Source organism: Rhodopirellula sp. P2, from assembly GCF_028768465.1.
GTDB lineage: Bacteria > Planctomycetota > Planctomycetia > Pirellulales > Pirellulaceae > Rhodopirellula.
Map to the genome: position 1 here is coordinate 1138543 of NZ_CP118225.1, position 12364 is coordinate 1150906.

At 57.0% G+C, this 12364-nt stretch carries 9 protein-coding genes; 4 read left to right on the forward strand and 5 right to left on the reverse strand.

The window, feature by feature from the left end; all coding sequences use genetic code 11:
- Positions 1–317: 317 nt before the first annotated feature.
- A complete protein-coding gene (locus tag PSR62_RS03975) occupies positions 318–3542 on the reverse strand; it encodes a DUF1553 domain-containing protein (RefSeq protein WP_338020277.1) in 3225 nt (1074 codons plus the stop codon).
- Positions 3543–3884: 342 nt separating this feature from the next.
- Between PSR62_RS03975 and PSR62_RS03980 the strand changes: the two genes are divergently transcribed.
- A complete protein-coding gene (locus tag PSR62_RS03980) occupies positions 3885–4622 on the forward strand; it encodes an AraC family transcriptional regulator (protein ID WP_274406525.1) in 738 nt (245 codons plus the stop codon).
- Between the two features lie 1042 nt (positions 4623–5664).
- Here the strand turns inward: PSR62_RS03980 and hemW are convergent.
- Genes hemW through PSR62_RS03995 form a run of 3 tightly spaced genes read right to left on the reverse strand, consistent with a single transcriptional unit; the run spans position 5665 to position 8487 of the window.
- The gene (hemW, locus tag PSR62_RS03985) at positions 5665–6843 is read right to left on the reverse strand and encodes a radical SAM family heme chaperone HemW (RefSeq protein WP_274406526.1); all 1179 of its coding nucleotides are present in this window, start codon (positions 6841–6843) and stop codon (positions 5665–5667) included.
- Between the two features lies 1 nt (position 6844).
- Positions 6845–7684: an MBL fold metallo-hydrolase gene (locus tag PSR62_RS03990; protein WP_274406527.1), complete on the reverse strand. Its 840-nt coding sequence runs from the start codon at positions 7682–7684 to the stop codon at positions 6845–6847.
- Positions 7684–8487 (reverse strand): segregation and condensation protein A, encoded by an 804-nt coding sequence (locus PSR62_RS03995; protein WP_047817558.1) that lies wholly within the window; start codon positions 8485–8487, stop codon positions 7684–7686. Before PSR62_RS03995 ends, PSR62_RS03990 begins: the two co-directional genes overlap by 1 nt.
- Positions 8488–8809: 322 nt before the next feature.
- Between PSR62_RS03995 and ilvN the strand changes: the two genes are divergently transcribed.
- The 3 genes from ilvN to PSR62_RS04010 are packed head-to-tail and all read left to right on the forward strand — an operon-like array spanning position 8810 to position 11048.
- Complete coding sequence (gene ilvN / locus PSR62_RS04000; protein WP_274406528.1) at positions 8810–9349, forward strand: acetolactate synthase small subunit; 540 nt, start codon at positions 8810–8812, stop codon at positions 9347–9349.
- Positions 9350–9409: 60 nt separating this feature from the next.
- The gene (gene ilvC / locus PSR62_RS04005; RefSeq protein WP_274406529.1) at positions 9410–10414 is read left to right on the forward strand and encodes a ketol-acid reductoisomerase; all 1005 of its coding nucleotides are present in this window, start codon (positions 9410–9412) and stop codon (positions 10412–10414) included.
- Between the two features lie 4 nt (positions 10415–10418).
- Positions 10419–11048, forward strand: coding sequence for a DUF4254 domain-containing protein (locus PSR62_RS04010; protein WP_274406530.1), 630 nt, complete (start codon positions 10419–10421; stop codon positions 11046–11048).
- A gap of 449 nt (positions 11049–11497) precedes the next feature.
- Here the strand turns inward: PSR62_RS04010 and PSR62_RS04015 are convergent, their stop codons facing one another.
- Positions 11498–12334: an amidohydrolase family protein gene (locus PSR62_RS04015; RefSeq protein WP_274406531.1), complete on the reverse strand. Its 837-nt coding sequence runs from the start codon at positions 12332–12334 to the stop codon at positions 11498–11500.
- Between the last annotated feature and the right edge of the window lie 30 nt (positions 12335–12364).

Here is a 12364-nt window from a genome sequence, read left to right on the forward strand (position 1 = left end):
GTTCCCTCGCAAGGAAGAAGGCGAGTTGGGGGAGGACTTGGAAGGGTGGGAAGCAGACTTCGGATGGACGGTTCGAAACAGGCAGGAATGTTTGCGGATGAACTCGTTCGAGACTTGGGCCGACGCGGCGAAGCATCTTTGACAACCCGAATGCAGAAGCGAGGGATTCGATGTGGTCCCTCGCTCACGCGTCGGGTTGTGATTCTGATGTAGGTTGGCCACTCTTGGCCGACATCCACAACTCTGACCGGCAAGAGTTCCCAATCTGCCTGCGTTGAAAATGGCGGCGATGTACCAACGCGGGCTCGTCTGTCTGTTTAGCGTTTCCAAATCGTGGCGTCCAAGTTCAGGATGACTTGGCACAACGAGGTCATTGCGGCGAGTTCAGGAAGGGAAACTTCGCGGGGCAATTCTCGTTCGCCGATGGACAGGTAGCTTTGGGCGGACTCGGGGGCTTTCTCGAAGAAGCTGAGTTCGCGTTGATAAAGCGTGACAAGTTCTTCTCGTTCGGTTGCATCCGGACGACGTCCGGCCAGCTTCAGAAACGCGTTTTCAATTCTCTGGTCAGGGTCTTGGTCGTTCACCAAGTTGGTCGCCAATACGCGGGTCGCTTCGATGAACTGTTCATCGTTGAGCAGCACGAGTGCTTGCAACGGCGTGTTCGTTCGCGAGCGTTTGACGGTGCAGACTTCCCGTGTTGATGCATCGAAGACCATCATGTTGGGAAGTGGTGCGGTGCGTTTCCAAACGGAATACAGCGACCGTCGGTAGAGCGCCTTGCCGACCGATTGTTGATACGCAGGCGACATCCCGTTGGATTCACGCCACAGGTCTTGGCCGGGTTGGTAGGGTGACACCGGGGGGCCGCCCATCTCGGGGTTCAGCAACCCAGAGGCGGCCAGTGCGAGGTCGCGAATTTGTTCGGCTGCGAGTCGATATGATGGGCCCCGGGCGAGCAGACGATTGGTCGGGTCGCTTTCGAATTTGTCCTGCGTGCAGCGGGAATCCTGGCGATAGGTCGCGGAGAGCACGATGTTCCGGCACATCCGTTGGATGTCCCAGTCGTGGTCAATGAAGTCGCGGGCCAACCAATCGAGAAGTTCAGGGTGCGTTGGCAGGTCACCTTGCAAACCAAAGTTCTCAGGCGTGCGGACCAACGGGTCGGCGAAGAAGTTGCCCCACAGTCGGTTGACGGCAACCCGAGCGGTCAGCGGGTGTTCGGGATGCGTGATCCATTGAGCCAGCCCCAGGCGATCTTTGGGAGCATCTTCAGGGAACGGAATCGGGATGGCTTTCAAGACCGTTCGTTGCACGCGAGTGGTTTCGTCGGTCTTGGCATCGTATTCCCCGCGGAGCAACAGGTGCGTTTGGCGAGGTTCGTCCATCTCACGCATGATGGGGACTTCTTGGATGACTTCTTCGGCCATCACGAATTGATGCCGAGCCTGGCGAAGCTTGGCAAACGCCTCGCGTGTGTCTTGATCCAACGCGGACGCGAATGTGGCGGCGTCAGCGGGGCGAGCTTCGCCCGTCGCCAAGACTTGCAGTTCAAGCGGCGTCAGGTTGCGTTCGTACAGTCGGACGTCATCGATCAAGCCGCCCGCGAATCCGCGAGCCCGGAAACGCTGGCCGATCACGAAGTCTCCGCCATGGTCGACGACGACGTTGCATGATTTTTTGACTTCGTCTCGCAGCGTCACCGTCTCCAGTTCTTGACCGTTGAGGAAGAGTTTCAGCCCCGATGCTTGGGACGACCCGTCGTAGGTTGCGGCGACTTGATGCCATTGGTTGGCTGAAATGGGTTCCACTGTTCGAACGCTGATGGCGTTGCCCGGCCAAACCCGAGCCATACGAGATTCGAGGTGACCGTCTTGGATCGTCAGGTCGTACCCGTTGTAGCCGCAGTCCGTTCCGCGCGTGTGATGGACGATCAGGCTGCGTTCCGAAGATCGTTCGGGATCATTGAGCGTGACAACAACGGTGAAAGGCGTCCAACGATCCAGCGGTTCAATGTCGTGAGCGGTCACACCGCGTTCGCCGTCCAGCTTCAATGCCATTCGGTCGATCGGACCGGTGGGTTGATTGGACGCTGCTTCTTTGGAATCGTCTTTGTCCGCCAAGCGAGCTTTTTCGTCATCGGCCAGCGTTGGGTTCAGCCGAGCGATCTCGCAATTTTCGACGGGGACCAAATCACACATCTTCGCCCAAGACCGGTCGGACTCGGATGGGTGATAGACAGGTTTGACAGCGTTGTCGAATCCTTGGTCCAGCGCCAACGCGAGGCGGAGGTCGGGGATGTCGTCGGCGGTGATGGAAGTCGCTTCGCTGGCCTTGAAACGTTCCTTGGTAGCTGCAAGAACCGCTTGGTAATGTTGTTCTGAAGAGGCCAGTTCTGCACGAGCTTGTTCGAGTGCCGCGGATTCTTCTTCGGTCGGAAGCAGCATCGATGGGCAGGGGACTTTTTCGGTGCGATCGTAGACACCGCTTTCGTCGATCGAATTGAAGAACGCCGAGAGCGAATAGAAGTCACGTGCGGTGATCGGATCGTACTTGTGATCGTGGCAACGGGCACATTCCAAGGTCAGTCCCATCACAGCGGTGCTGAAGGTGTGAACGCGATCGGCAGCGTTCTCGATTCGCCACTCTTCGAAGACCGCGCCGCCTTCATTGTTGAGACGATGAATGCGATTGAAAGCGGTCGCCAATTGCTGGTCTCGCGTTGGTTCTTCCAACAGGTCACCGGCGATTTGCCAGGTCAAGAAATCGTCGTAAGGAAGGTTCTGGTTCAGGGCACGAACGACCCAGTCGCGATAAGGCCACTGGGTGTTGAGTTTGTCGCTTTGGTAGCCGTAGGAATCGGCGTAGCGTGCGACGTCGAGCCAGGCGATCGACATGTGTTCGCCGTACGCGGAGGACTTCAGCAGCTCATCGACCGCATCTTCATACGCTCTTTCGCGATCTTTCTGGACGGCTTGCTCAAAGCTTCGAATCGATTCCGCTGATGGTGGCAACCCGGTCAAGTCCAACGTGACTCGTCGCAACCAACGCAACGGATCCGCTTCAGGGTTGGGCTGTTGCCCGGCCGCTTCGATCTTGGCCAGGACAAATGGATCGATGGTTTGCTTGGGCCAGTCTGCCTGTTTGACCGAGGGCACTTCCACTGCGAGAGGAAGCTTTTCAAACGACCAGTGCGCTGCGTAGGGAGCTCCTTCGTCGATCCAACGCTTCAGCATTTCCTTCTGCTCGTTGGTCAGTTCCAGATTCGCGTGCGGCGGCGGCATCAGCAGATCGGGATCGTCGCTTTGAATGCGGTCCAACAACTCGTCCGATTCCAAGACGTACGCGGCATCTTCGCGAACATCCAATCGCAGGTCCGCTTCCCGGGTGGCTTCATCGGGACCGTGGCAGAAGTAGCAACGGTCCGAAAGAATCGGCCGGATGTCGCGATTGAAATCAATGTCGTCGGCCGCCTGGACGAGGGTGCAGGTCACCGCCGGGCAAATGAAAAGCAAAGGGATCAGGTTGCGAAAGGAAACGAACATGATGGATTCGCAGCGGTGGGGGGAAGGTTGCTGGGGGGCGAGACGGTCCGGGCAGGCAGACTGCAGCCGGGATTCAATTCGTTTGGGTTTGATCGGCGGGGTGTGGTTGGCGTTCCACTGGCGCACATCCAGGTTCTTGTCTTCGTCGACGCAAACATCATGACCGTGCATGATTGGCTGGCTTTCGATCTGGTAGGAATTCTGAAGCACGCCATCGACGTACTCCGGTTCTGAGCGAGCGGAAGGAGGTGCCGCTCGGGGTTGATTGATTCCGAGACCAGTTTCGCTGGGAAAACGTTGGTTGTCTTGCATGAAGCGATTATTCTTGTGTAAAAAAACAGCATGAAAAAGACACTCCATAGACAAGCGTTTTTCGCTCGCTTGGCTCCCGGTCAGGAGATTCTGAAGCTGTTTGATTGGATGCCCGACGTGTCGTTCTTCGTCAAAGATCGCGAGGGCAGGTTCATGGCACTGAATCGTCGTGGCTGCGAATACTGTGGGGTGCTGTCCGAGGCGGAGGCGATCGGGAAGACCGATCACGACTTCTTTCCCAAGACGCGGGCGGACGAGTACCGCGAAGACGATTTGCAGGTGATGGAGTCGAAGGAAGCGATCATCAACCGAATCGAAAGTGCACCTGAAGAAGCCGGTTCCCCGCGGTTGGTCACGACCAGCAAGATTCCGCTGAAGGATCGTCGTGGACGAGTGATCGGTGTGGCTGGTTTTTCGCGACAAGTCGAGCGGATGCAATCGGGCAGCGCAGACTCCTTGGAGAAGGTGATGCAGCACATCCACGCTCACTACCGTGAAGACATTCCGACCGGGCACTTGGCCGAGATGGCGGGGTTGTCAGCGAGTCATTTTGAGCGGCGGTTTCGATTGGCGTTTGGTGCCTCGCCGCGACAGTATTTGATTCGCGTCCGAATTGAGAACGCGGCGCGTTGGTTGCGAGAAACGGACGAGCGTGTGACCGCGATCGCCCAGAGTTGCGGCTTCTATGACCACGCTCATTTCAGTCGCAGCTTTCAACGCATCATGAACATGTCGCCGACGCAGTATCGAAAACGCAAACAGGGCTGAACGGGTCATTCCACAGAGTAGAACAATTGTCCCCAATTGTTCCGTCAGGCGGCGTTCTCTGCCAAGCTGTGCCGAGATTCAAACGAGCGGTCTTGCTGATCTTCCATTGCGTGAAGCGAAGATGCTGAAGTTCCTTTCATTCGCATTCCGCTTTTCCGCGAAGCGACCCAGCCACGCAAACAGTTGAGGACAACTGTTCTACTCTGGTTGAGTGTCCGAAGTGACAGAGTAGGACAATTGTCCCCAATTGTTCCGTCAGGCGGCGTTCTCTGCCAAGCTGTGCCGAGATTCAAACGGGCGGTCTTGCTGATCTTCCATTGCGTGAAGCGTAGATGTTGAAGTCCCGCCCATTCGCTTCACGCTTTCTTGCGAAGCGACCCAGCCACGCAAACAGTTGAGGACAACTGTTCTACTCTGGTTGAGTGTCCGAAGTGACAGAGTAGAACAATTGTCCCCAATTGTTCCGTCAGGCGGCGTTCCCTGCCAAGCTGTGCCGAAATTCAAACGGGCGGTCTTGCTGATCTTCCATTGCGTGAAGCGTAGATGTTGAAGTCCCGCCCATTCGCTTCACGCTTTCTTGCGAAGCGACCCAGCCACGCAAACAGTTGAGGACAACTGTTCTACTCTGGTTGAGTGTCCGAAGTGACAGAGTAGAACAATTGTCCCCAATTGTTCCGTCAGGCGGCGTTCCCTGCCAAGCTGTGCCGAAATTCAAACGGGCGGTCTTGCTGATCTTCCATTGCGTGAAGCGTAGATGTTGAAGTCCCGCCCATTCGCTTCACGCTTTCTTGCGAAGCGACCCAGCCACGCAAACAGTTGAGGACAACTGTTCTACTCTGGTTGAGTGTCCGAAGTGACAGAGTAGAACAATTGTCCCCAATTGTTCCGTCAGGCGGCGTTCCCTGCCAAGCTGTGCCGAGATTCAAACGAGCGGTCTTGCTGATCTTCCATCGCGTGAAGCGAAGACGTTGAAGTCCCGCCCATTCGCTTCACGCTTTCTTGCGAAGCAACCCTGGCACGCAAACAGTGGAGGACAACGGTTCTACTCTGGCTCGGACAGCAGAGCGGTTGCGACGGTGTCAGCAAACAAGATGCCGCGGCGGGTGAGCTGAAGGTGGTGATTGTCGTGCGTGACCAATGCCATGGATTGCAGCTTGGTCAGCGTCTCGGCAAGCGACGTTTCCAGATCGATCGAGGTGCGGTCGTGAATCGTGGAAAGGTCGATCCCGTCAAGTTGTCGCACACCAAACGCGGCCAGTTCTCGAGCGTACTGTTCCAGCGTGATCGTCTCCGTTTCATCGGTTGCACTTCCGCTTGCAAGCATGCGTTTGAGGTACGTCGTTGTGCTGCGATGGTTGACTTCGCGTCGGCCGTCAACGAAGCGAGCGGCACCGGGGCCAACGGCATGCCACCCACGTCCCGCCCAGTAGGCCAGGTTGTGTCGGCACCTGAATGACTCTCGCGCGAAGCTGCTGATCTCGTACTGCTGCCAACCGTCCGTTGAGAACTGTTGTTGAGCCGCTTCGTACATTTGCAGTTCCAACGTCTCGTCCGCTTCCGACAGATCACCGCGTGAACGTCGCGACCAGAACGAGGTGCCTTTTTCAAATGTCAGGGCATAGGTGGAGACATGTGAGATGGAGGACGAAGCTGCTAGGGACAGATCGTTCTGCCAAGTCGCGAGGGATTCGTCGGGAGCACCGAAGATCAGATCAATCGAGACATTGCCAACTTGTTGGTGAGCGGCTTCGATCGCGGCAAACGCGGTGTCTTGGTCATGGCCTCGTTCCAAGCATTGCAGTTTGTCCGCATCGAACGACTGGATTCCCAGGCTGATTCGATTCACACCGATCGCTTGCAAGGCATCCAGGCACTCGGGCGTGATGTCTTCGGGGTTGGCTTCGGCGGTGATTTCGGCATCGTCTGCAATCGGAAAGGCATCGGCGATCGCGCGGTGAAGGCGTTGCAAACGTGCGGCTGACAATCGCGTTGGCGTGCCACCGCCCAAGAAGATTGTTTGCAGGGGCAATTCATTTCGATGTGTGTCACTCGGCGAGATGCCCGTGAGTTCTCGTTCGATGGCGTCCAGGTATTGGTCCTGCAACTCATCGCGGCCGGCGATCACGCTGAAGTTGCAGTAACCACAACGATGTCGGCAGAACGGAACGTGCACATACAGCGACTGAGGTTGAGGCCAGCCGCCTGGGGGAACGCACGTCATGTCAAATCCAAAGTTTCAGCCGGTCGTCCAACATGCCCGGCAAGGCTTTTTTGACAAAGCGTCGGATTTGGACATCGGTGTAACGCGTGCTGGCGTGAGACCCGATGATCAATTCGTTTTTGAAGTGGTCCGCTCGTTCGCGGTAGTCGTCCACGTGCATGTGACCGTGCTTGTGGATCTTGGATCGCCGATGTTCGGGCGCAGCAAACGTGAGTTCGCTGATCAAGATTTTGGACTCGTAGAACTCGGGGTTGTTGTCCAGACCCTTCGGTGAGGTGTCGCCCGTGTAAGCGAACACGGGCACACGTTGCTCGGTTGTGATCTCGGTGCCGGCGATCTTCAAGTCACGAATCTTTTCGCCTGGTAGGTCCAAGTACTCTGGCTTGAGTTTGTGTCGTCGTTGGTAGACGACGAACCCCAGTGCATCGATTGTGTGATGCACGTTCATGGAACGGATGACGTATTCGCGTCCGATGTTGGTTTCATCTCCGTCGAGTAGTCCGACCAATTCACAGGGCATGGCACCGCGATCGAGGCTGCGGAAGGTTTGCAACATCTTCCACGCCATGTCGACCGCTGAGTCGGGGAGGTAGATGACCGGCGGATCCATCTTCATCATCCGTCGCCGGGAAACGTATGCGGGGAGGGCCGCAATGTGATCCAGGTGCGCGTGCGAGATGAACATCGTCGGCGTGCCCATGAAGTCCCAGGGCTGGACCCCGACATCGAAGAGCAGCTTGAGTTCATTGACACGCCAGCAGGTTTGCACCGCGGCGCGGGAATAGCCCTCGATCGTCAAGCCATCGTGGACATGCGAGAGAATTGGAATGTTATCGACCATCAACGCATCCGGATCGGCATGTTGCTGTTGTCGATCGAGTCGGTGCCGTAGTTGTCGACTTCGTTGACGTTCAAATTATCCGAGTAGCGGTCGGTTCGCACGACTTCGATTTCACCGAGATCGTTTTGGTCGACTGCGGCACCGTGGTGTCGAGTCAGTTCCAGCATGGCCAGAAACCAACCGATGTAGGCTGATTTGTGTTGCCCGGCGGGCACCAAATCGACCAGCGGAACGCGGGATTGGGCCGCCAGTTCTTTGTGGATCTTTTGCATATAAACGTGAATGGGGGTGTCGTCGTAGACGACCTCGGTGGGCGGTGGGCCGGCGGATTCACGCATGATCCGCCCAAAGGCACTGACCAAGTCCCAGATTTCGAGTTCGACGATGGGTTGATCGGCGGGATCGTTTCGGCGGTTTGGCAGGTCGTCGGCGACGCGTTCGAATCGGGTCTGCCAGCGAGCGGACATTTCGTCCAGGACCGCAGCCGCGTCGCGAATTTCTTTGTACTGCAGCAGGCGTTCGACCAGTGCTTCGTGGGTGTCCTCGACCGCCTCTTCTGCGGTTTCGTCCTCAATTTTGGGCAGGACCGCCTGGCTTTTCATTTCCACCAAGGTGGCGGCCAGTTCCAGGAAATCGCCCACTTCGCCCAAATTGAGCTCCTGCAGCACGTCCAGGTGCGCGATGTATTGGTCGACCACTTTGGCCAGCGACATCTCCGTCAGCGACAATTCTTGGCGGCGAACCAAGTACAGCAGCAGATCGATTGGCCCTCGATAGACCGGCAAATCGATGCGAAAGCTCATGCGGCGGGTCGCTCAGGGGGCAAAAAGGGCTGAAAGTGGGTGAAGCAGGGACAAAAACGGGAGTCGCCGGTTCGAGCGGCGGCTGGTTTGGGTGGAATCTTGGCTCGCGACGACGCGTCCGCGAACATTTGATGGCTGGAAGGGGTCTGTCCCGGCTGATCAAGCAGCGAGTTTGCTGCGTTTGGCTCGCAGCCCTTGGCAGCGTCAACCTCCAAAATTATCATGCGTCGCTCTTGATCGCGACCCTTCCCTTGTATTTGTCGCGTCTTCGACGCGATTGGCGATCTTTTTTGCTCTCACATGGCGACTCACAGGCATTTCCATGGCCAGTCCCAACCAACGTCATTTGCTCTCGGCGCTCGTTCAAAACGTGCCCGGAGTGCTTGCACACATTTCCGGAATGCTCGCTTCCCGCGGCTACAACATTGATTCGTTGGCTGTCGGCGAAACCGAAGACACGACGCTTTCGCGAATGACGTTTGTCGTGGTCGGCGACGACCAAGTTCTCGATCAAGTCCGCAAACAACTCGAGAAAATCGTCACGGTCGTGCGAGTTCTCGACATCAGTTCCAATGATTATGTGGAACGCGACCTCTTGCTGGTCAAGGTCACCGCTCCTGCGGGAGGCATCCGCAGCGAAATTCGCGAATTGGTCGATATCTTCCGCGGACAAATCGTCGATGTCGGCGAAGGGGAAGTGATGATCGAAATCAGCGGCCGAGCCAACAAGGTCCAGGCTTTCATCGAACGAATCAATCGCTACGGCATCGTCGAATTGGTCCGCACGGGCCGCATCGCGATGGTTCGCAGTGGTTCGCAAGTCACTTCGAGTGAGTCCGCTGCAGAAACCGTCCAAGCCTAACCCCGATTCTGTTCCGATCCCTTCCAACTCATCTTTCCCCACACACCTGAGTGACTTCTGATGGCAGCCACCATTTACTACGAAAACGACGCCGACTTGTCCCACTTGAAAGGCAAGACGATCGCGATCTTGGGTTACGGTTCGCAAGGACACGCCCAAGCTCAAAACCTGCGTGACAGCGGTTGCGATGTGATCATCGGCCAACGTCCCGGCAGTGCCAACTACGATCTGGCGGTCTCGCACGGTTTCAAGCCGATGTCGATCGCGGACGCCACCAAGGCGGCCGACGTCGTCAACCTGTTGCTTCCCGATGAAGTTCAAGCGGACATCTATCGCGATTCGATTCGCGACAACCTGTCCGAAGGCAACGTGTTGATGTGTTCACACGGCTTCAACATCCACTTTGGTCAAATCGATCCTCCAAAGGGCATCGATGTGTTGCTCGTCGCTCCCAAGGGCCCCGGCCACTTGGTCCGCAGCGAGTACGAAAAGGGCGGCGGCGTGCCGGCCTTGATCGCACTGGGCGAAGGTGCCTCTGAAACCACCAAGCAAATTGGTTTGGCATACGCCAAGGGCATCGGCGGAACCCGCGGTGGTGTCATCGAAACCACCTTCGCAGAAGAAACCGAAACCGACTTGTTCGGCGAACAGGTTGTCTTGTGCGGTGGTGTCAGCGAATTGGTGAAGGCCGGTTTCGAAACGTTGGTCGAAGCAGGTTACCAACCTGAAATGGCTTACTTCGAGTGCATGCACGAACTGAAGTTGATCGTCGATCTGTTGTACGAAGGTGGTCTGAGCTACATGCGTTACAGCATCAGCAACACCGCCGAGTACGGCGATTACGTCACCGGCCCACGGATCATCACCGATGAAACCAAAGCCGAAATGAAGAAGGTTCTCGAAGAGATCCAACAAGGCGAGTTCGCTCGCAAGTGGATCAGCGAAAACCGCGCTGGTGCTCCTTTCTTCAAGGCCACCCGTCGTCGCGAACGTCAGCACGGTGTCGAGCAAATCGGTCTCGGCCTTCGTCGCATGATGAACTGGATCGACGAAAAAGAAGTTTGATCCGGTGGGCGGCCCCGCTGAAGATCCAGGCCGCATACCAATGGTCACCGGTTCGGTCAAAGACTGGACGCAATCGCAAATCGATTGCGTCCGCCGGTGGCACGATGAACCCATGGCCAACCCGCACTCGGGTTGGCTGGGATGGGTGTGCCAGCAACACGCTTTCAATTTTAAGTTGTGGCACGAAGAAGACGTCGCACGCAATCCAAACGTGACCGACGCTCGCATCGCCGAAGTCAAACGCTCCATCGATCGGCTGAATCAACAGCGAAACGATTGGATCGAAAAACTGGACGATGCGATCACGGAATCCATTCAGCAATCAGGCGTTGCGATTCCCGAAGACGCTCCGATCAACACCGAGACACCTGGCAGTGCGATCGATCGGCTGTCGATCATGTCGCTGCGTCTGTTTCACTACGCCGAGCAGTTGCAGCGGCAAGACGTGGGGGCGGAACATCGCGCCAAGGTGGAGGCGAGGTGGTTGCTTTGCCAGGTCCAGCACGCGGACCTTTCGGGATCGCTGCAAACGCTGATCGATGACATCTTCGCCGGCCGCAAACGCCACAAGACGTACCGGCAAATGAAGATGTACAACGACCCCAGTCTCAACCCCGAGATGTCGGGCTCGTAGGCCAGGTCTCCGTAGCCGGATTCGCCAAGAATTCGGATGGGCATGGGCGAGCCGTGTCGGCGCGCAACCGGCAATACGGCGGTCTCCGCCGTGAGCTTCCCTCGGCAATGGCATCTGGCAACGGATCCGTCACGCTCCGAATTCTTGGCGAATCCGGCTACATCTTTGTGTCAGGTTCGGCCTGACGATGGTGATTGGTCGGTCAGTTGCGATCTTGCGGGGGCGGGCTGGACGCCTCGCTTTGTTCCAAAGCGTCGGCTGGTTGCCGGGTAAGACCTGGCCTACGTCGCTTGGCAACTGGATTTGCCAGGAAGTCAGTGTGGTCCCTCGCTCACGCATTCGGGTTGTGAAGTTGGTGGCAGCAGGGTTCGCCAGAATTCCGATGCACGAATTGGGGGGCGTTCCGAATTCTTGGCGAGTCCGGCTACATCTTTAATCCGGCTGGATCTTTATGCGTCCAGTCCATACGCCTTGATCGCGTTGCCGGCGAAGAAGGCGGCTTGTTCGTCTTGGCTCAATTCCGCAGCGAGTTCACGAACGGTGTCCAGCCATTGCTGGTGTCCGGTTCGGAGCAAACACACGGGCCAGTCACTGCCAAACATCAGACGCTGTGGCCCGAACGCTTCCAAAGCCACGTCCCAGTACGGGCGAATGGTTTCGATGTCCCAGTCCGCGTCACGAACTTCGGTGGCGACGCCGGAGAATTTGCAGGTCAGATGTTCGCGGCGAGCGAGTTCTTTGAAATGCGGTTCCCACTGGGGATCCATCTTGCCAGCCGAAATGCTGGGCTTGGCAATGTGATCGACCACCATTGGCAGATTGGAGTGCCGGTCCGCGAAATCGATCGCGGCGGGAAGTTGCTTGGCGAAGATCAGGATGTCATAGACCAGGTTGTGTTGGCCGAGCAGCGAGACGCCCCGGTTGAACGCTTCGCCATCGAGAAAGCGATCGTCAGGTTCGTCTTGGACAACGTGTCGCATCCCAACCAGCTTGGATCGTCCTGAGACGGATTCCAGCTGAGATTCGACGTCGGAGTCGGCCAAGCCGATCCAGCCCACCACGCCGCGAATCAGTGGCTCCTCGGAGGCGATCTTCAGCAGGTCCTCGGTTTCTTGCCTGGATTGGCGAGCTTGGACGCTGACAAAGCCATCGACACCGCTTTGGGCAGCAACCTTGCGAAGTTCAGCGGCGAGGAAGTCCTGTCGCAGGACGCTCATGCTGTCACTGATCCAACCGTATTCTTCTGGATCGTAGGCCCAAAGGTGGTGGTGCGAGTCAATCAACATACTGGTTTTCTCTATAGAGAAATGTCGTGT